Raw genomic sequence first — 20,219 nt, 5'->3', positions numbered from 1 at the left:
CTCCGCCCGGGGATGGCCCATCACCGCCAGGGAAGCTCCCATGACCGACGCCCGACCGACGCCTTCGCCCCTCGCTCCACCGCCCTACATCTCGCCGGCCCAGCGCATCGAGGAGCTGAGCGGCGACCCCAACTTCATGACCTCGCTGGCCCGCGGCCTGGCGGTGATCAACGCCTTCCAGGAGCGCAAGCGCCACCTGACCATCGCCCAGATCAGCCACCGCACCGGCATCCCGCGCGCCGCCGTGCGCCGCTGCCTGCACACCCTGATGAAGCTCGGTTACGCCACCACCGACGGGCGCACCTATTCGCTGCTGCCCAAGGTGCTGACCCTCGGCCACGCCTACCTGTCGTCCACGCCGCTGGCGGTATCGGCGCAGCCGTTCCTCGACCGCATCAGCGAGCAGCTGCACGAGGCCTGCAACCTGGCCACCCTGGAAGGCGAGGAGGTGCTGTACATCGCCCGTTCGGCCATCCCGCAGCGGCTCATCTCGGTGGACCTCAGCGTCGGCAGCCGCCTGCCGGCCTACTGCACCTCGATGGGCCGCATCATGCTCGCCGCCCTCGACGACGCCAGCCTGCAGGACTACCTGGCGCACGCCGAGCTGCTGCCCAAGACCAGCCGCACCCTGCACACCCCCGAGGCGCTGTGGGAATGCCTGCAGCAGGTGCGCGCGCAGGGCTGGTGCATCGTCGACCAGGAGCTGGAGCAGGGCCTGCGTTCGGTGGCGGTGCCGGTGCGCGACGCCGCCGGCCACGTGCTGGCGGCGATGAACGTCAGCACCCACGCCGGGCGGGTCAGTCGCCAGGAGCTGGAGACCCGCTACCTGCCCGCATTGCTCGCCGCCAGCCGCGAGCTGAGCCTGCAGTTGTTCCACTGAACCTGATGGCGTTGTGCTACCCGATGAGTGGCCTGCAAGGCGCGCCGCAGAGCGGCGGCCGGCACTTTTCGCGGGCCTGCATGACAAGTGGGGCGCAGAAAATGTGGGCGGTTATCGCGCGCCAGCGTGTCCGGCCTTGGTCGAATCCCCTATTCTGGAAAAGGTGAATATCTTATCGGTTCGCTCGGATTTGCCGCGCAATCCAGATCTTCGACAAGAAGACGGCGCGCGAATCGGGCATGACCGTTGATCCGCAACCCCCTTCTGCCCGGCCGGCGGTTGTGCATCAATAGAGGGGAAACGACGGTGGATGCCTTGTGTGCGCTCCACCGCCAGTTGCCAAAAACAACTACAAGAGCACCCAGAGTCATGGACTGTCGTCTGCTGAACGAGAAGAGCCGCATCTTCGCGAATGCCGATCCCTATGCGGTATCGGAGTACGTCAACCAGCACGTCGGCTCCCACTGCATCCGCCTGCCGAACACCGGCACGCCGGCGGCCAGCCTCAGCCATCGCACCCTCGCCAGCCTCGACCTGTGCCGCATCAGCTACGGCGGCAGCGTGCGGGTCACCTCGCCGGCGCTGGAAACCATCTACCACCTGCAGATCCTGCTCAGGGGCCATTGCCTGTGGCGTGGCCGTGGCGAGGAGCACCACTTCACCCCCGGCGAGCTGCTGCTGATCAACCCGGACGATCCGGTCGACCTGACCTACTCGGACGACTGCGAGAAGTTCATCGTCAAGCTGCCGGCGGCGTTTCTCGACAAGGCCTGCAGCGACAACCAGTGGCGCCGGCCCGGCGAAGGCATCCGCTTCACCCCGCGCCATGCGCTCAGCGAACTCGAGGGTTTCACCGGCCTGCTCGGTCTGGTCTGCGACGAGGCGGAAAGTGAGCACGCCATCCCGCAGATCCAGGAGCAGTACGCACGGATCATCGCCAGCAAGCTGCTTGCCCTGCTGAAGAACAACATCAGCTTCGACCCGCTCTCCGGCAACCCGTCGTTCGAGCGCATCGCCCAGTTCATCGAGGACAACCTCAAGCAGGACATCAGCCTCGAGCAACTGGCCCAACTGGCGCGCATGAGTCCGCGCTCGCTGTACGCGCTGTTCGAGAAGAGCACCGGTACCACGCCGAAGAACTACATCCGCCAGCGCAAGCTGGAATCCATCCGCCAGCGCCTGAGCGATCCGCGCACCACGGTACGCAACGTCACCGAGATCGCCCTCGACTACGGCTTCCTGCACCTTGGCCGCTTCTCGGAAACCTACAAGAACGCCTTCGGCGAGCTGCCCTCCGACACCCTGCGTCGCCGCGTCTGATTCCCGGCCGGGCGGCTCGCGCCCGGCGTCCCCACCTGCTTTCCCGTCCCCGCTGACCCACCTCGCGCCGCCTGGCGGCGCGGGGCGCGTTCGGCTGCCTGCGCGTTTTTGTCACATTGCAAAAAACGGATAAAGCTCGCGCGCAAAGTGGATATTGCCGACGCCGTCCGAGCCTTAGCCTTCATCTCACTGCAACGAACAATAACAACGGAGGCCAAGGCGATGACCCTGGAATTCGAATACCTCGAAAGCCTGCTGGAAGAAGATAAGGAAAAGGGCGTCTACCGCTGCAAGCGGGAGATGTTCACCGATCCGCGCCTGTTCGACCTGGAGATGAAGCACATCTTCGAGGGCAACTGGATCTACCTGGCCCACGAGAGCCAGATCCCCAACAAGAACGACTACTACACCACCTACATGGGGCGCCAGCCGATCTTCATCGCGCGCAACAAGGATGGTGAGTTGAATGCGTTCATCAACGCCTGCAGCCACCGCGGCGCTACCCTGTGCCGCTTCAAGAGCGGCAACAAGGCCACCTACACCTGCCCGTTCCACGGCTGGACCTTCAACAACTCGGGCAAGCTGCTCAAGGTCAAGGACCCGGCCGAAGCCGGCTATCCGGACAGCTTCAACTGCGACGGCTCCCACGACCTGAAGAAGGTCGCCCGCTTCGAGTCCTACCGCGGCTTCCTGTTCGGCAGCCTGAATGCCGACGTCGCCCCGCTGGAAGAGTTCCTCGGCGAGTCGAAGAAGATCATCGACATGGTCTGCGACCAGTCGCCGGACGGCCTGGAAGTACTGCGCGGTTCCTCCACCTACGTGTTCGACGGCAACTGGAAGCTGCAGGCCGAGAACGGCGCCGACGGCTACCACGTCACCGCCGTGCACTGGAACTACGCCGCCACCCAGCAGCAGCGCAAGCTCAAGGAAGCTGGCGACGACATCCGCGCCATGAGCGCCGGCGGCTGGGGCAAGAAGGGCGGTGGTTTCTACTCCTTCGAGAACGGCCACCTGCTGCTGTGGACCCGCTGGGACAACCCGGAAGACCGTCCGCTGTTCGCCCAGCGCGAGCGCCTGGTCAGCGAGTTCGGCGAGGCCCGCGCCGACTGGATGATCGGCCATTCGCGCAACCTGTGCCTGTACCCGAACCTGTACCTGATGGACCAGTTCGGCTCGCAGCTGCGCATCGCCCGTCCGCTGTCGGTCGACAAGACCGAAGTGACCATCTACTGCATCGCGCCCAAGGGCGAGAACGCCGAAGCGCGTGCCCGCCGCATCCGCCAGTACGAAGACTTCTTCAACGTCTCCGGCATGGCCACCCCGGACGATCTGGAAGAGTTCCGCGCCTGCCAGGAAGGCTTCCAGGGCCGCGCCATGCCGTGGAACGACATGTCCCGCGGTGCCAAGCACTGGGTCGACGGCGCCGATGACGCCGCCAAGGAAATCGACCTGCAGCCGCAACTGAGCGGCGTGCGCACCGAGGACGAAGGCCTGTTCGTGCTGCAGCACCACTACTGGCAGCAGGAAATGATCAAGGCACTCAAGAAGGAAAAGGACCAGCTGATCCACGTGGAGGGCGCGTAAATGAGCATGACCTACGAGCAAGTGCGCGACTTCCTCTACCGCGAAGCGCGCCTCCTGGACGACAAGCAGTGGGACGAGTGGCTGGAGCTGTACGCCCCGGACGCCAGCTTCTGGATGCCGGCCTGGGATGACCAGGACCAGCTGACCCAGGACCCGCAGCGCGAAATCTCGCTGATCTGGTACGGCAACCGCGGTGGTCTGGAAGACCGCGTGTTCCGCATCAAGACCGAGCGTTCGAGTGCCACCATCCCGGACACCCGCACCTCGCACAACATCAGCAACCTGGAAATCGTCGAGCAGGGCGTGGGCTTCGTGAAGGTGCGCTTCAACTGGCACACCCTGAGCTTCCGCTACAAGACCGTCGACCACTTCTACGGCACCAGCTTCTACACCCTCGACACCCGCGGTTCCAACCCGGTGATCAAGGAGAAGAAGGTCGTGCTGAAGAACGACTACGTCCGCCAGGTCATCGACGTGTACCACATCTAATCGACTCGGCCGGGGCGCCACTGGCGCCCCAGGCTGGGCCGGAAGGGCGCCACCGGCGCCACTTCCTTCCTGCGTGCGCGTGTGGCCCAGGCCATGCGCTGAATATTGCTCCAAGCGAGGTGCAGCATGTCGCACAAGATCGCACTGAATTTCGAAGACGGGGTTACCCGCTTCATCGACGCCAAGGTCGGCGAGACCGTGGCCGATGCCGCCTACCGCCAGGGCGTCAACATTCCGCTGGACTGCCGTGATGGCGCCTGCGGCGCCTGCAAGTGCTTCGCCGAGGCCGGCAGCTATGACATGGGTGACAACTTCATCGAAGACGCGCTGAGCGACGACGAGCTGCAGCAGGGCTATGTGCTGACCTGCCAGATGCGCGCCGAGAGCGACTGCGTGGTGCGCGTGCCGGCATCCTCCGCCGTGTGCAAGACCCAGCAGGCCAGCTTCAATGCCGAGATCCGCGAAGTCCGCGCGCTGTCGGCCAGCACCATCGGCCTGACCATCGCCGGCGCCGAACTGGAGAGCCTGGCCTTCCTGCCGGGCCAGTACGTCAACCTGCAGGTGCCGGGCACCAGCGAAACCCGTGCCTACTCGTTCAGCTCGCTGCAGAGCGGCGGCGTGGTCAGCTTCCTGATCCGCAACGTGCCGGGCGGCCTGATGAGCGGCTTCCTCGGCAACCAGGCCAAGGCCGGCGATGCCATGACCCTGACCGGCCCGCTGGGCAGCTTCTACCTGCGCGACATCAAGCGCCCGCTGCTGCTGCTCGCCGGTGGTACCGGTCTCGCGCCGTTCCTCGCCATGCTCGAGAAGATCGCCGCCGAGGGCAGCTCCCACCCGGTGCACCTGATCTACGGCGTGACCAACGACTTCGACCTGGTCGAGATGGACAAGCTCGAAGCCTTCGCCGCGCGCATCCCCAACTTCACCTTCGCCGCCTGTGTGGCCAACCCCGAGAGCAGCTACCCGAACAAGGGCTACGTCACCCAGCACATCGCCCCCGGCCAGCTCAACGACGGCGACGTCGACATCTACCTGTGCGGTCCGCCGCCGATGGTCGAGGCGGTCAGCCAGGACCTGCGCCAGCGCGGCATCCAGCCGGCGAATTTCTACTACGAGAAGTTCGCCGCCAGCGCCTGACGCCTGGTTCCTGATGCAAGCATGAGAGGCCTTGGGCCCGCCCTGCGGGCCCCTTTTTAACGGATTCTTCGCCATGTACAAGCGTTTCCAAGACAAGGTCGCCGTGATCACCGGCGCGGCCCAAGGCATCGGCCGCGGCGTCGCCCTGCGCATGGCCGCCGAAGGCGGTCGCCTGGTGCTGGTCGACCGCTCCGAACTGGTCCACGAGCTGCAGGGCGAGCTGGCCGGCGTCGCCGAAGTGCTGACCCTGACCGCCGACCTCGAACAGCACGCCGACTGCGCGAGTGTCATGGCCGCCGCAGTGGAACGCTTCGGCCGCCTCGACATCCTGGTCAACAACGTCGGCGGCACCATCTGGGCCAAGCCGTTCGAGCACTACCAGGAGAACGAGATCGAGGCCGAGGTGCGCCGCTCGCTGTTCCCCACCCTGTGGTGCTGCCACGCCGCGCTGCCGTACATGCTCGAGCAGGGCGCCGGCGCCATCGTCAACGTTTCCTCCATCGCCACCCGCGGCGTCAACCGCGTGCCCTACGGCGCGGCCAAGGGCGGCGTCAACGCGCTGACCGCCTGCCTGGCGCTGGAGACCGCCGAGCGCGGCATCCGCGTCAACGCCACCGCGCCGGGCGGCACCGAAGCCCCGCCGCGGCGCATCCCGCGCAACGCCGCCGAGCAGAGCGCGCAGGAAAAGGTCTGGTACCAGCAGATCGTCGACCAGACCATCCAGAGCAGCCTGATGAAGCGCTACGGGACCATCGACGAGCAGGTCGGCGCCATCCTGTTCCTCGCCTCGGACGAGGCCTCCTACATCACCGGCGTGACCCTGCCGGTGGGCGGCGGCGACCTGGGCTGACACCGCGTGCGTAGGAGCCAGCTTGCTGGCGATCAGCAACGGCATCGCCAGCAAGCTGGCTCCTACGGGCCACTAGCAATGCATACGAGTCTTCACAACAACAACAAGAGAGAAACGCCATGCGAAAAATCGACGTTCACCAGATCATCGACAACGCGCGCTTCACGAACTTCCACTGGATGGTCATGAGCCTGTGCGCGCTGTTGCTGATCTTCGACGGCTACGACCTGTTCATCTACGGCGTGGTCCTGCCGGTGCTGATGAAGGAGTGGGGCCTGACCCCGCTGCAGGCCGGTGCCCTGGGCAGCTACGCGCTGTTCGGCATGATGTTCGGCGCCCTGATTTTCGGCAGCCTGGCCGACAAGATCGGCCGCAAGAAGGGCATCGCCATCTGCTTCGTGCTGTTCAGCGGTTCCACCGTGCTCAACGGCTTCGCCAGCGGGCCGACTGAGTTCGGCATCCTGCGCTTCATCGCCGGCCTCGGCTGCGGCGGCCTGATGCCCAACGCCGTGGCGCTGATGAACGAGTACGCGCCCAAGCGCCTGCGCAGCACCCTGGTCGCCATCATGTTCAGCGGCTACGCCGTGGGCGGCATGCTGTCCGCCGGCATCGGCATCTACATGCTGCCGGCCTTCGGCTGGAAGGCGATGTTCTACGCCGCCGCCGTGCCGCTGCTGCTGCTGCCGGTGATCATGCTCTACCTGCCCGAGTCGATCGGCTTCCTGGTTCGCCAGGGTCGTGCTGACGAGGCTCGTGCGCTGCTCAACCGTGTCGAACCGGGCCGTGCGCTGCAGGCCGACGACGAGCTGGAAATGGCCGACGTGAAGGGCAAGGGCGTCGCCGTCCTGGAACTGTTCCGCGAGGGCCGCGCGGTGCGCACCCTGGCGATCTGGGTGGCGTTCTTCTGCTGCCTGCTGATGGTCTACGCGCTGAGCTCCTGGCTGCCGAAGCTGATGGCCAACGCCGGCTACAGCCTGGGTTCCAGCCTGACCTTCCTCGTCGCGCTCAACTGCGGCTCGGTGGTCGGCGCCATCTTCGGCGGCTGGCTGGGCGATCGCATGAACCTGCCGCGCGTGCTGGTGGCGTTCTTCGTCATCGCCGCCGTGTCGATCAGCCTGCTCGGCTTCAAGACCCCGACGCCGGTGCTCTACACCCTGATCGCCATCGCCGGCGCCACCACCATCGGCACGCAGATCCTGCTGTACGCCTGCGCCGCGCAGTTCTACGGCCTGGCGATCCGCTCCACCGGTCTGGGCTGGGCCTCCGGCGTCGGCCGCAACGGCGCCATCGTCGGCCCGCTGCTCGGTGGCGCGCTGCTCGGCATCGAGCTGCCGCTGCAACTCAACTTCATGGCCTTCGCCATCCCCGGTGCGATTGCCGCCCTCGCCATGACCGTGTTCGCCGTCAGCAGCCAGCGCGCCAGCGCCCCGGCTGTCGCCATGGCGCCGGCCAAGGCCTGAGCCCATCGCCCAGCAACTTTCGGAAACTGATATGAGCCACGCCCTGATCGAACGCATCGAGACGGTCATCGTCGACCTGCCGACCATCCGCCCGCACAAACTGGCCATGCACACCATGCAGCACCAGACCCTGGTGATCATCCGCCTGCACTGCAGCGACGGCATCCAGGGCATCGGCGAGGCGACCACCATCGGCGGGCTCTCCTACGGCAACGAAAGCCCGGAGAGCATCAAGCAGAACATCGACAGCCATCTCGCCCCGGTGCTGGTCGGTCAGGACGCGGCCAACATCAACGCCGCCATGCTGCGCCTGGACAAGATCGCCAAGGGCAACACCTTCGCCAAGTCCGGCATCGAGAGCGCGCTGCTCGACGCCCAGGGCAAGCGCCTCGGCCTGCCGGTCAGCGAGCTGCTCGGCGGCCGCGTACGCGACAGCCTGGAAGTGGCCTGGACCCTGGCCAGCGGCGACACCGCCAAGGACATCGCCGAGGCCGAGCGGATGCTCGACCTGCGCCGCCACCGCATCTTCAAGCTGAAGATCGGCGCCAACCCGCTGGAGCAGGACCTCAGGCACGTGGTGGCGATCAAGCAGGCCCTCGGCGACCGTGCCAGCGTGCGCGTCGACGTCAACCAGGGCTGGGACGAGTCGCAGGCGATCCGCGGCTGCCGGGTGCTCGGCGACAACGGCATCGACCTGATCGAGCAGCCGATCGCGCGCATCAACCGCGGCGGCCAGGTGCGCCTCAACCAGCGCAGCCCGGCGCCGATCATGGCCGACGAGTCGATCGAGAGCGTCGAGGACGCCTTCAGCCTGGCCGCCGACGGCGCCGCCAGCGTGTTCGCCCTGAAGATCGCCAAGAACGGCGGTCCGCGTGCCGTGCTGCGCACCGCGCAGATCGCCGAGGCGGCCGGCATCGCCCTGTACGGCGGCACCATGCTGGAAGGCTCGGTCGGCACCCTGGCCTCGGCGCACGCCTTCGTCACCCTGAACAAGCTGACCTGGGCCACCGAGCTGTTCGGCCCGCTGCTGCTCACCGAAGAAATCGTCACCGAGGCGCCGGTGTACCGCGACTTCCACCTGGAAGTGCCGCGCACCCCGGGCCTGGGCCTGACCCTGGACGAAGAGCGCGTCAAGCGCTTCGCCCGCCAGTGATACCGAGGAGGAAGTTCCGATGCTGTTCCACGTGAAGATGACTGTGAAGCTGCCGGCCGACATGGACCCGGCCCAGGCCGCCCGTCTCAAGGCTGACGAGAAGGAACTGGCCCAGCGCCTGCAGCGCGAGGGCAAGTGGCGCCACCTGTGGCGGATCGCCGGGCATTACGCCAACTACAGCGTGTTCGACGTGGCCAGCGTCGAGGAGCTGCACGACACCCTGATGCAGCTGCCGCTGTTCCCCTACATGGATATCGAGGTCAACGGCCTGTGCCGCCATCCCTCGTCCATCCACGCCGACGATCGCTGATCGCCAGCCGCTTCATTCGATAACAACAATCCGAAATCCGAGGTTGATCACCATGACCGTGAAAGTCTCCCAAACTGCCGAAGTCCAGAAGTTCTTCGAGGAAGTCAGCGGCTTCAACAACGACCAGGGCAGCCCGCGCCTGAAGCAGCTGATGCTGCGCATCGTCAACGACATCGCGAAGATCGTCGAAGACCTCGAAGTGAGCCAGGACGAGTTCTGGCTGGCGGTGGACTACCTCAACCGCCTGGGCGGCCGCCACGAGTTCGGCCTGCTGGTCGCCGGCCTCGGCCTCGAGCACTTCCTCGACCTGCTGCAGGACGCCAAGGACGAGCAGGCCGGCCTGACCGGCGGCACCCCGCGCACCATCGAAGGCCCGCTGTACGTGGCCGGCGCGCCGATCAGCCAGGGCGAGACCCGCATGGACGACGGCACCGAGCTGGACGTCGCCACCGTGATGTTCCTGCAGGGCCGCGTGCTGGACGCCGAGGGCAAGCCGGTGGCCGGCGCCACCGTCGACCTGTGGCACGCCAACACCAAGGGCAACTACTCGTACTTCGACAAGAGCCAGTCCGAGTACAACCTGCGCCGCCGCATCGTCACCGACGCCGAAGGCCGCTACCGCGCGCGCAGCATCGTGCCGTCCGGCTACGGCTGCGACCCGCAGGGCCCGACCCAGGAATGCCTGGACCTGCTCGGCCGCCACGGCCAGCGCCCGGCGCACATCCACTTCTTCATCTCCGCACCGGGCTACCGCCTGCTGACCACCCAGATCAACCTGGCCGGCGATCAGTACCTGTGGGACGACTTCGCCTACGCCACCCGTGATGGCCTGGTCGGCGACATCCGCTTCGTCGAAGACGCCGCCGCCGCCCGCGCCCGCGGCGTGGAAGGCAGCCGCTTCGCCGAGCTGGACTTCGACTTCCAGCTGCAGAACGCCGTCAGCCCCGAGGCCGAGCTGCGCAGCCTGCGTCCGCGCGCCCTGCAGGTGCAAGGCGCCTAAGCGGGCTGGGCGGGCTTGCCGGGAGGGCAGGCCCGCCGCTGCGTCACCGCCGGATCGCGCACGAACGCCCCCGTGCGCGCCTCGGCGGCGAGGCGGCGAGCTGTAACCGCGCGGGCGGTCGGCGCCCCGCGGTCACCCACAACAAGAGCGTCCCTCGACGGGCGCCATCGATACCTTGCGAGGCACCATGAAAGACCTGTTCAGGGACCTCTCGCTGTCGGCCATCGTCGCCGGCTGCATCGCCACCATCATTTCCTTCGCCGGCCCGCTGGTGATCATCTTCCAGGCTGCGGAAAGCGCTGATCTGTCCCATGAGGCGCTGTCCTCCTGGGTGTGGGCCATCGCCATCGGCAGCGGCGTGCTCGGCATCCTGCTCAGCCTGCGCTACCGGGTGCCGGTGGTGATCGCCTGGTCGATCCCCGGCTCCGCGCTGCTGGTCTCCCAGCTCCCCGAGATCGGCCTCAACCAGGCAATCGGCGCCTATCTGGTGGCCAGCCTGATCCTCCTGCTGATCGGCCTGAGCGGCGCCTTCGACCGCATCATCGCCCGCCTGCCGGGCTCCATCGCCGCCGGCATGCAGGCCGGCATCCTGTTCTCCTTCGGCGCCGCGCTGTTCCGTTCGCTGCCGGCCAAGCCGCTGCTGGTGCTGGCGATGTTCGCCACCTACGTGATCTTCCGCCGCCTGCTGCCGCGCTACGCGGTGATGATGGTGCTGCTGGTCGGCACCGCGCTGACCATCGCCGGCGGCGACTTCCGCGCCGACGCCCTGGTGCTCGGCCTCGCCACCCCGCAGTGGATCGTCCCCGAATTCAGTCTCGCCGCCACCCTCAACCTGGCCCTGCCGCTGGTGCTGGTGGCGCTCACCGGCCAGTTCATGCCGGGCATGGCGGTGCTGCGCACCGCCGGCTACCAGACCCCGGCCAGCCCCATCGTCAGTGCCAGCGCGGTGGGCAGCGCGCTGCTCGCGCCGTTCGGCTGTCACGGCCTCAACCTCGCCGCGGTCACCGCCAGCCTGTGCACCGGCCGCGAGGCCCATGAGGAGCCGGGTCGCCGCTATGTCGCCGCGCTGGCCGGCAGCGTGCTGTACCTGGTGCTGGGCGTCGGCGGCGCCACCCTGGTGTCGCTGTTCGCCGCCTTCCCGGCCGAGCTGGTCGCCGCGCTGGCCGGCCTCGCCCTGTTCGGCGCGATCAGCGAGGCGCTGGCGCGCAGCACGGCGCAACCGGCCGAGCGCGACGCCGGGCTGTTCACCTTCCTGGTCACCGCCTCGGGGGTGTCCTTCCTCGGTCTGTCGGCGGCTTTCTGGGGGCTGCTGTTCGGCCTGGTCACCCACTGGGTGATAAGCGCCCGCCGGCCACCGGTCGCTGCGCCTGCGGCCCAGCCGGTGGCGCGCTGACCAACCGTTATTGCCGCCTTGCCAGCCGTGGGCCGGGCAGGGCGGCGGTAAGTCTCACCCTGCCTGCGTGCCCGCCGGAGAAGCGAGGCGGCGAGGGTGCTCTCAGCAACGATAACAACAAGAGAAACCGCATGAATCAGTATCCGCACTTCCAGCGTCTGGCCCTCGCCACCGCGATCACCATGGCCATTCCGCTGACCACCCTGGCAGCCGAAGGGGGCTTCTTCGAGGACTCCACCGCCACCCTGAGCGCGCGCAACTACTACTTCAGCCGCGACTTCTCCGACATCGTCGGCCCGCCGGCGGCGCAGCGCAAATCCAAGGCCGAGGAATGGGCGCAGGGCTTCATCCTCAACTACAAGTCCGGCTACACCCAGGGCACCGTGGGCTTCGGCGTCGACGCCATCGGCCTGCTCGGCATCAAGCTCGACTCCAGCCCGGATCGTACCGGCACCGGCCTGCTGCCGGTGCAGCAGGATGGCGAGGCCGCCGACGAGTACAGCCGCCTGGGCGTCGCCGCCAAGGTGCGCGTGTCGAAGACCGAGCTGAAGGTCGGCGAGCTGCAACCCAACCTGCCGGTGCTGACCTTCTCCGACATTCGCCTGCTGCCGCCGACCTACCAGGGCGCCTCGCTCACCTCGGCCGAGATCGCCGGCCTGACCCTGCAGGGCGGCCAGCTGCGCTCCAGCCACCTGCGCAACGAGGCGGGCGACGGCGAGATGTCGGCCATGCTCGGCCACGTGCCGAAGCTGGCGGCGAGCACGGACCGCTTCAACTACGCCGGTGCCGACTACGCGTTCAACCAGAACCGCACCAGTGTCGGGGTCTGGTACGCGCAGCTCGAGGACATCTACAACCAGCGCTTCTTCAGCCTCAAGCACAGCGAGCCGCTGGGCCTGTGGACCCTGGGCGCCAACCTGGGCTACTTCGACTCCGCCGAGGACGGCGAGGCGCTGATCGGCGACATCGACAACCAGGCGTTCTACTCGCAGTTCTCGGCCAAGCGCGGCGGCCACACCTTCCTCGTCGGCTACCAGGGCATCTACGGCGACGACGCCTTCCCGCGCGTGTTCGCCAACGTCTCGCCGCTGGGCAACGAGGTGCCGACCTACGAGTTCGCCTATGCCGACGAGCGCTCCTGGCAGCTGCGCTACGACTACGACTTCGCCGCCCTCGGCGTGCCCGGCCTGACCGCCACCGTGCGCTACATCGAGGGCGACAACGTCGACACCGGCCGCGGCTTCGAAGGCGAGGAGTTCGAGCGCGACCTGGACCTCGCCTACGTGGTGCAGAGCGGCCCGCTGAAGAACTTCGGCATCCGCGTGCGCAACGTCACCGCGCGTTCCAACTACCGCACCGACATCGACGAGAACCGCCTGATCCTCAGCTACACCGTCACCCTGTTCTGAGTCTTCCCGTGTCGCCGGCGTAACCCGGTAGGGGCGAATTCATTCGCCTGACCGGGCCGCGCTGGCGAATGAATTCGCCTCTACAGAGAGAGTCCGCCCTCACTTCTGCGCTGGTGGGGGTGGGCAACCTTCCTCCCCTTTGGCCGCCCGTCACCTTTCGGTACGGGCGGTATTTTTTTCCGGCTCCGAGCGGCGGATTCGTGCATGCGTTAATGTTCGATTATCGAACTAAGATTCGATTATCGGATTGTTTCGCTTCGGCCCGCGTCCTAATGTTGACGCACTGGCCGGCGCCACAGCGTCGGGCACCGTCAACGAGCTAGAGCAGAAACAATGGCCGAAATCCTCACCCTGCGCGAAGCCGTCCAGCGCTTCGTCAACGATGGCGACACCGTCGCCCTCGAAGGCTTCACCCACCTGATTCCGACCGCCGCCGGTCACGAGATCATCCGCCAGGGCAAGAAAGAGCTGACCCTGGTGCGCATGACCCCCGACCTGATCTACGACCAGCTGATCGGCTCCGGCTGCGCGAAGAAGCTGATCTTCTCCTGGGGCGGCAACCCCGGCGTCGGTTCGCTGCACCGCCTGCGCGATGCGGTGGAGAAGCAGTGGCCGCACGCCCTGGAGATCGAGGAGCACAGCCACGCCGACCTGGCCAACGCCTACGTCGCCGGCGCCTCCGGCCTGCCGTTCGCCGTGCTGCGCGCCTACGCCGGCTCCGACCTGCCCAAGGTCAACCCGCTGATCAAGTTCATCAACTGCCCGTTCACCGGCGAGCAGCTGGCCGCCGTGCCGAGCGTGCGCCCGGACGTCACCGTGATCCACGCGCAGAAGGCCGACCGCAAGGGCAACGTGCTGGTGCAGGGCATCCTCGGCGTGCAGAAGGAAGCCGTGCTGGCCGCCAAGCGCGCCATCGTCACCGTCGAGGAGATCGTCGACGACCTCAACGCGCCGATGAACGCCTGCGTGCTGCCGACCTGGGCGCTGTCCGCGGTCTGCGTGGTGCCGGGTGGCGCCCATCCGTCCTACGCCCACGGCTACTACGAGCGCGACAACCGCTTCTACCAGGCTTGGGATCCGATCGCGCGCAACCGCGACACCTTCACCGCCTGGATCGACACCTACATCCGCGGCACCGCCGACTTCACCGAATTCAAGGCCAAGCTGGCCGCGCAGCAGGAGGCCCAGTGATGAGCTACACCACCAACGAAATGATGACCGTGGCCGCCGCCCGCCGCCTGAAGAACGGCGCCGTATGCTTCGTCGGCATCGGCCTGCCGTCCAAGGCCGCCAACCTGGCGCGCCTGACCTCGTCCCCGGACGTGGTGCTGATCTACGAATCCGGCCCGATCGGCGCCAAGCCGAGCGTGCTGCCGCTGTCCATCGGTGACGGCGAGCTGGCCGAGACCGCCGACACCGTGGTGCCCACCGGCGAGATCTTCCGCTACTGGCTGCAGGGCGGGCGCATCGACGTCGGTTTCCTCGGCGCGGCGCAGGTCGACAAGTACGGCAACATCAACACCACCGTGGTTGGCGACTACTTCTCGCCGAAGGTGCGCCTGCCCGGTGCCGGCGGCGCCCCGGAAATCGCCGGCTCGGCGAAAGAGGTGCTGATCATCCTCAAGCAGGGTCATCGCAGCTTCGTCGACAAGCTCGACTTCATCACCTCGGTCGGCTTCGGCGAGGGCGGCGACCATCGCCAGCAGCTCGGCCTGCCGGGCAAGGGCCCGGTCGGCATCATCACCGACCTGTGCATCATGGAGCCGGAAGCCGGCACCAACGAGTTCATCGTCACCGCGCTGCACCCGGGCGTGACCCGCGAGCAGGTGATCGAGAACACCGGCTGGGCGATCCGCTTCGCCGACAACGTGACCGTCACCCCGGAGCCGACCGCCGTCGAGCTCGACGCCCTGCGCGCCCTGGAAGCCCGCACCGCGGCCGCCCACGGCGGCCAGGTCGGAGGTGAGGCATGAGCCGCGACGTCTACATCTGCGACGCCGTCCGTACGCCCATCGGCCGCTTCGGCGGCGGACTGGCCGCGGTGCGCGCCGACGACCTCGGTGCGATTCCGCTCAAGGCCCTGCTCGAGCGCAACCCGCAGCTCGATCCGGCGGCCATCGACGACGTGTTCTACGGCTGCGCCAACCAGGCCGGCGAGGACAACCGCAACGTCGCGCGCATGTCGCTGCTGCTCGCCGGCCTGCCGGCCAGCGTGCCGGGCGTGACCCTCAACCGCCTGTGCGCCTCGGGCCTCGACGCGGTGGGCAGCGCCTTCCGCGCCATCGCCCTGGGCGAGATCGAGGTGGCCATCGCTGGCGGCGTCGAGTCGATGAGCCGCGCGCCCTATGTGATGGGCAAGGCCGACAGCGCCTTCGGCCGCAGCCAGAAGATCGAAGACACCACCATGGGCTGGCGCTTCGTCAACCCGCTGCTGAAAGCCCAGTACGGCGTCGAGGCCATGCCGCAGACCGCCGACAACGTGGCCGAGGACTTCGGCATCTCGCGCGCCGACCAGGACGCCTTCGCCCTGCGCAGCCAGCAGCGCGCCGGCCGCGCCCAGGCCGAGGGCTACTACGCCGAGGAAATCGTCCCGGTGGTGATCAAGGGCAGGAAGGGCGACACCGTCGTCGATACCGACGAGCATCCGCGCCCGGACACCACGCCCGAAGCGCTGGCCAAGCTCAAGCCGGTCAACGGCGAGGGCAAGACTGTCACCGCCGGCAACGCCTCGGGCATCAATGACGGCGCCGCGGCGATGATCCTGGCCTCCGCCGAGGCGGTGGCCAAGTACGGCCTCAAGCCGCGCGCCAAGGTGCTCGGCATGGCCGCCGCCGGCGTCGAGCCGCGCATCATGGGCATCGGTCCGGTGCCGGCGGTGCGCAAGCTGTGCGAGCGCCTGAACCTGGCGGTCGCCGACTTCGACGTGATCGAGCTGAACGAAGCCTTCGCCGCCCAGGGCCTGGCCTGCATGCGCGAGCTGGGCATTGCCGACGACGACGCGCGGGTCAACCCCAACGGCGGCGCCATCGCCCTCGGCCACCCGCTGGGCATGAGCGGCGCGCGCCTGGTGCTGACCGCCCTGCACCAGCTGGAGAAGTCCGGCGGCAAGCTGGGCCTGGCCACCATGTGCATCGGCGTCGGGCAGGGCCTGGCGCTGGCCATCGAGCGCGTGTAACGGTCAAAGCGGAGTAGGGTGGCAAACGTCTGTAGGGGCGAATAAATTCGCCCCTATAGCGGATCGAGCCGTGGCGTAGAGTGGACAAGGCTGCGCCGTTGTCCACCCTGCGCTCTGACTCGGAGCAGGGGCGTGCCGTAGGGTGGAAGACTCGCTCAGCGATCTTCCACCACACCCCGCGCCAATGGTGGGAACTGCCTTCGGCAGTTTCCCACCCTGCGGCTGCGCTGGACCCCGCCGCGCCGCGCTGCCAACCTTGCTCTTATCCCATCGCTCACAGGATGACACCGTCTTGAGCAACCAACTGTTCGATGCCTACTTCACCAGCGCGCCGATGCGTGCGGTGTTCTGCGACCAGGGCCGGTTGCAGGGCATGCTCGACTTCGAGGCCGCGCTGGCGCGTGCCGAAGCGGCGGTCGGGTTGATTCCGGCCGCCGCCGTGGCGCCCATCGCCGGCGCCTGCCGCGCCGAGCTCTACGACGTGCCGGCGCTGGCCACCGCCATCGCCACGGCCGGCAACTCGGCGATCCCGCTGGTCAAGGCCCTCGGCCGGCAGATCGCCGCCGTCGACGCCGAGGCCGAGCGCTACGTGCACCTCGGCGCCACCAGCCAGGACGCCATGGACAGCGGCCTGGTGCTGCAACTGCGCGCCGCCCTCGCCATCTTCGAAAGCGAGCTGGCGCAACTGGCCGACGACCTCGCCGCCCAGGCCGAGCGCCACGCCGCCACCCCGCTGGCCGGGCGCACCTGGCTGCAGCACGCCACCCCGGTGACCCTCGGCATGAAGCTGGCCGGCCTGCTCGGCGCGCTCACCCGCCAGCGCCAGCGCCTGGCCGAATTGAAACCGCGCCTGCTGGTCCTGCAGTTCGGCGGCGCCGCCGGCACCCTGGCGGCGCTGGGCGAGCAGGCCCTGCCGGTGTCCGAGGCGCTGGCCCGCGAACTGGAGCTGACCCTGCCCGAGCAGCCCTGGCACACCCAGCGCGACCGCCTGGTCGAGTTCGCCGGCTGGCTCGGCCTGCTCGCCGGCACCCTCGGCAAGCTCGGCCGCGACCTGTCCCTGCTGATGCAGACCGACGTCGGCGAGGCGTTCGAGCCGTCCGCGCCGGGCAAGGGCGGTTCCTCGACCATGCCGCACAAGCGCAACCCGGTCGGCGCCGCCGTGCTGATCGGCGCCGCCACCCGCGCGCCGGGGCTGGTGGCCACCATGCTGGCGGCCATGCCGCAGGAGCACGAGCGCAGCCTCGGCCTCTGGCATGCCGAGTGGGAAACCCTGCCCGAGCTGTGCTGCCTGCTGTCCGGCGCGCTGCAACAGGCCCGCCTGCTGCTGCCCGGTCTGGAAGTGGACGCCGCGCGCATGCGCGACAACCTCGACCTGACCCGTGGCCTGGTGCTGGCCGAGGCGGTGAGCATCGCCCTGGCCCAGCGCATCGGCCGCGAGCGCGCCCACCATCTGGTCGAGCAGTGCTGCCGTCAGGCGGTCAACGACGGTCGCCACCTGCGCGCCGTGCTCGGCGGCAACGCCGAAGTCGCCGCCGAGCTGTCCGCCGCCGAACTGGATCGCCTGCTCGATCCGTCCCATTACCTCGGCCTGGCGCAGAGCTGGGTCGCCCGTGCCGTGGCCGAACACCGCGCCACCCACCGTTAAGGAGTCTTCCATGCCGACCGTGCAACTCGCCGATGGCGCCCTGAACTATCAACTGGACGGCCCGGCCGGCGCGCCGGTGCTGGTGCTGTCCAACTCGCTGGGCACCGACCTGCACATGTGGGACGCGCAGATCCCGGCGTTCGCCGAGCAGTTCCGCGTGCTGCGCTTCGACACCCGCGGCCACGGCGCCTCGCTGGTGACCGAGGGCCCGTACAACATCGAACAGCTCGGCCGCGACGTGCTGGCCCTGCTCGATGCGCTGGACATCCAGCGCTTCTCCTTCTGCGGCCTGTCGATGGGCGGCCTGATCGGCCAGTGGCTGGGCATCAACGCCGGCGCGCGCCTGGACAAGCTGGTGCTGTGCAACACCGCCGCCAAGATCGGCACTGACGAGGTGTGGAACACCCGCATCGATACCGTGCTGGCCGGCGGTCAGCAGGCCATGCGTGACCTGCGCGACGCCTCCATTGCCCGCTGGTTCACCGCCGAATTCGCCGCCGCCCAGCCGGCCAAGGCCGAGCCGATCGTCGGCATGCTGGCGCAGACCTCGCCGCAGGGCTACGCCGCCAACTGCGCCGCGGTGCGCGACGCCGACTACCGCGAGCAGATCGCTTCGATCACTGCGCCGACCCTGATCGTCTGCGGCAGCCATGATGCGGTGACCACCCCCGAGCACGGCCGCTTCATGCAGGAGCGCATCCAGGGCGCCGAACTGGTCGAGTTCCACGCCGCGCACCTGTCCAACGTCGAGGCCGGCGACGCCTTCACCCAGGCGGTGCTGGCGTTCCTCAGGAAGTAACGCGCGGCATGCCTGGTGCGCATGGCGCACCCTACGCAGAGCATCGCCAGGCTCCCGTGGGGGGCGCCGCGCGCACCGGTTCGCCACCATAATCATCAGGCCTGCCGCCCGTGGGCGAGCCGGCCGAGCCTCTCACGGAGCCAGCAATGGACGAGAAACAACGTTACGAAGCCGGCATGCAGGTGCGCCGCGCGGTGCTCGGCGACGCCCACGTCGACCGCAGCCTGAAGAACATTACCGAGTTCAACGGCGAGTTCCAGGAAATGATCACCCGCCACGCCTGGGGCGACATCTGGACCCGCCCGGGCCTGCCGCGCCACACCCGCAGCCTGATCACCATCGCCATGCTGATCGGCATGAACCGCGAGGGCGAGCTGAAGCTGCACCTGCGCGCCGCGCGCAACAACGGCGTGACCCGCGACGAGATCAAGGAAGTGCTGCTGCAGAGCGCCATCTACTGCGGCATCCCCGCGGCTAACGCGACCTTCCACCTGGCCGAGGAAGTGTGGAACGAGCTGGGCGTCGAATCGCTGGAGTGATGGCTGCGCTGGCGGGCCTGTAGGGGCGAATTCATTCGCCAAAATACCCCGGCGGAGGCGAATGAATTCGCCCCTGCAGGGATCGACCAGGCGGTCGGGTGCACGGTATGGTTAATAAGTTAACATTGCCACTGCGCCTGTCCCTTACGCCCGCCCGGCCCCGCACTCCCTGCCTATCTGACCAGGAACACCCTTTCCGGATGACCATGTCCCGCCCGCTCAAGGGCATCCTGCTGACCTGCGTGGCGGTGCTCGCCTTCGCCTCGCTGGACAGCCTGTCGAAATACCTCACCACCTTCAACAGCGTGCTGATGATCCTCTGGGTGCGTTACCTGGCGCAGACCTGCCTGCTCGCCGCCTGGCAGCTGCCGCGCCACGGCCTGCGCGTGCTCCGGGTCAACTGCCCGGGCCTGCAGGTGCTGCGTGGCATGTCGCTGCTGTCGATCAGCCTGTTCTTCCTGTTCGCCCTGCGCTACCTGCCGATCGGCGAGGCGACCGCGGTGCATTTCCTCACCCCGCTGCTGGTGATCCTGCTGGCCATCCCCATGCTCGGCGAGCGCGCCAGCCTGGCCCAGTGGCTGCTGGTGGCGGTCGGCTTCGCCGGCGTGCTGATCATCGTGCGTCCCGGCGGCGGCCTGCTGACCCCGGCCATGCTGCTGCCGGTGGGCTCAGCCTGCAGCTACGCGCTGTTCCAGCTGCTCACCCGGCGCATCGGCACCCGCGACAGCGCCGCCACCACCAACCTGGTCACCGGGCTGGTCGGCGCCACCTGCCTGACCCTGCTGCTGCCGCTGTTCTGGAGCGGCCTGCCGGAGTGGCCGCACCTGCTGGGCATGCTCTCCCTCGGGGTGATTGCGGTGACCGGGCACATGCTGCTGACCGTGGCCTTCCAGTACAGCTCCCCGGTGCTGCTGGCGCCGTTCAGCTACCTGCAGATCTTCTTCGCCGTGCTCTACGGCTTCCTGCTGTTCGACCACGCACCGGACGCCGGCGCGCTGCTGGGCATGGGCGTGATCGCCCTCAGCGGCCTGGGCAGCGCCTGGCTGCAGAGCCGCCGCCACGCCTGATTGCGGAGA

General features: G+C 68.0%; 19 protein-coding genes. All 19 read left to right on the top strand.

The window, feature by feature from the left end; all coding sequences use genetic code 11:
* Window positions 1-40 precede the first annotated feature (40 nt).
* The 19 genes from BLT78_RS08270 to BLT78_RS08180 all read left to right on the top strand — a co-directional run bounded on the left by BLT78_RS08270 (window position 41) and on the right by BLT78_RS08180 (window position 20,210).
* Window positions 41-880, top strand: coding sequence for an IclR family transcriptional regulator (locus BLT78_RS08270; protein ID WP_090348516.1), 840 nt, complete (start codon window positions 41-43; stop codon window positions 878-880).
* Window positions 881-1,249: 369 nt separating this feature from the next.
* The gene (locus BLT78_RS08265; protein WP_090348515.1) at window positions 1,250-2,200 is read left to right on the top strand and encodes a helix-turn-helix transcriptional regulator; all 951 of its coding nucleotides are present in this window, start codon (window positions 1,250-1,252) and stop codon (window positions 2,198-2,200) included.
* Window positions 2,201-2,422: 222 nt separating this feature from the next.
* Window positions 2,423-3,784 carry a benzoate 1,2-dioxygenase large subunit gene (gene benA, locus BLT78_RS08260; RefSeq protein WP_090348514.1) on the top strand — a complete coding sequence of 454 codons (1,362 nt, stop codon included), beginning with the start codon at window positions 2,423-2,425 and terminating at the stop codon, window positions 3,782-3,784.
* Window positions 3,785-4,273, top strand: coding sequence for a benzoate 1,2-dioxygenase small subunit (gene benB / locus BLT78_RS08255; RefSeq protein ID WP_090348513.1), 489 nt, complete (start codon window positions 3,785-3,787; stop codon window positions 4,271-4,273). It begins immediately after the preceding gene.
* Between the two features lie 126 nt (window positions 4,274-4,399).
* Window positions 4,400-5,410, top strand: coding sequence for a benzoate 1,2-dioxygenase electron transfer component BenC (gene benC / locus BLT78_RS08250; RefSeq protein ID WP_090348512.1), 1,011 nt, complete (start codon window positions 4,400-4,402; stop codon window positions 5,408-5,410).
* A 73-nt stretch (window positions 5,411-5,483) separates the two neighbouring features.
* Window positions 5,484-6,260 (top strand): 1,6-dihydroxycyclohexa-2,4-diene-1-carboxylate dehydrogenase, encoded by a 777-nt coding sequence (locus tag BLT78_RS08245; RefSeq protein WP_090348511.1) that lies wholly within the window; start codon window positions 5,484-5,486, stop codon window positions 6,258-6,260.
* Between the two features lie 119 nt (window positions 6,261-6,379).
* Window positions 6,380-7,720, top strand: a complete 1,341-nt coding sequence (locus tag BLT78_RS08240) for an MFS transporter (RefSeq protein ID WP_090348510.1) — start codon at window positions 6,380-6,382, stop codon at window positions 7,718-7,720.
* 31 nt (window positions 7,721-7,751) lie between these two features.
* The gene (locus BLT78_RS08235) at window positions 7,752-8,873 is read left to right on the top strand and encodes a muconate cycloisomerase family protein (protein WP_090348509.1); all 1,122 of its coding nucleotides are present in this window, start codon (window positions 7,752-7,754) and stop codon (window positions 8,871-8,873) included.
* A gap of 19 nt (window positions 8,874-8,892) precedes the next feature.
* Complete coding sequence (gene catC, locus BLT78_RS08230; protein ID WP_090348508.1) at window positions 8,893-9,183, top strand: muconolactone Delta-isomerase; 291 nt, start codon at window positions 8,893-8,895, stop codon at window positions 9,181-9,183.
* Window positions 9,184-9,235: 52 nt separating this feature from the next.
* On the top strand, window positions 9,236-10,183 hold the full coding sequence (catA, locus tag BLT78_RS08225) for a catechol 1,2-dioxygenase (protein WP_090348507.1): 948 nt from the start codon (window positions 9,236-9,238) through the stop codon (window positions 10,181-10,183).
* Window positions 10,184-10,370: 187 nt separating this feature from the next.
* Window positions 10,371-11,576 (top strand): benzoate/H(+) symporter BenE family transporter, encoded by a 1,206-nt coding sequence (locus BLT78_RS08220; RefSeq protein ID WP_090348506.1) that lies wholly within the window; start codon window positions 10,371-10,373, stop codon window positions 11,574-11,576.
* Window positions 11,577-11,758: 182 nt separating this feature from the next.
* Window positions 11,759-12,985, top strand: coding sequence for an OprD family porin (locus BLT78_RS08215; RefSeq protein ID WP_231975797.1), 1,227 nt, complete (start codon window positions 11,759-11,761; stop codon window positions 12,983-12,985).
* Window positions 12,986-13,318: 333 nt separating this feature from the next.
* The gene (locus BLT78_RS08210) at window positions 13,319-14,176 is read left to right on the top strand and encodes a CoA transferase subunit A (protein ID WP_090348504.1); all 858 of its coding nucleotides are present in this window, start codon (window positions 13,319-13,321) and stop codon (window positions 14,174-14,176) included.
* Entirely contained in the window at window positions 14,173-14,958 is a 786-nt protein-coding gene (locus BLT78_RS08205; protein WP_090348503.1) for a CoA-transferase subunit beta, read from the top strand. Before BLT78_RS08210 ends, BLT78_RS08205 begins: the two co-directional genes overlap by 4 nt.
* Window positions 14,955-16,160 (top strand): 3-oxoadipyl-CoA thiolase, encoded by a 1,206-nt coding sequence (gene pcaF, locus BLT78_RS08200; RefSeq protein ID WP_090348502.1) that lies wholly within the window; start codon window positions 14,955-14,957, stop codon window positions 16,158-16,160. The genes BLT78_RS08205 and pcaF overlap by 4 nt, the downstream gene beginning before the upstream one ends.
* 256 nt (window positions 16,161-16,416) lie before the next feature.
* Window positions 16,417-17,805 (top strand): 3-carboxy-cis,cis-muconate cycloisomerase, encoded by a 1,389-nt coding sequence (locus tag BLT78_RS08195; protein ID WP_408003097.1) that lies wholly within the window; start codon window positions 16,417-16,419, stop codon window positions 17,803-17,805.
* Window positions 17,806-17,815: 10 nt separating this feature from the next.
* On the top strand, window positions 17,816-18,604 hold the full coding sequence (gene pcaD, locus BLT78_RS08190) for a 3-oxoadipate enol-lactonase (RefSeq protein ID WP_090348500.1): 789 nt from the start codon (window positions 17,816-17,818) through the stop codon (window positions 18,602-18,604).
* 146 nt (window positions 18,605-18,750) lie between these two features.
* The gene (gene pcaC, locus BLT78_RS08185; protein ID WP_090348499.1) at window positions 18,751-19,143 is read left to right on the top strand and encodes a 4-carboxymuconolactone decarboxylase; all 393 of its coding nucleotides are present in this window, start codon (window positions 18,751-18,753) and stop codon (window positions 19,141-19,143) included.
* 200 nt (window positions 19,144-19,343) lie between these two features.
* Window positions 19,344-20,210, top strand: a complete 867-nt coding sequence (locus BLT78_RS08180) for a DMT family transporter (RefSeq protein ID WP_090348498.1) — start codon at window positions 19,344-19,346, stop codon at window positions 20,208-20,210.
* Window positions 20,211-20,219: the final 9 nt, after the last annotated feature.

It is taken from the genome of Pseudomonas oryzae (assembly GCF_900104805.1).
GTDB lineage: Bacteria > Pseudomonadota > Gammaproteobacteria > Pseudomonadales > Pseudomonadaceae > Geopseudomonas > Geopseudomonas oryzae.
Note: the sequence above shows the minus strand (reverse complement) of the source record. Positions and strands in the feature narration are given on the sequence as shown.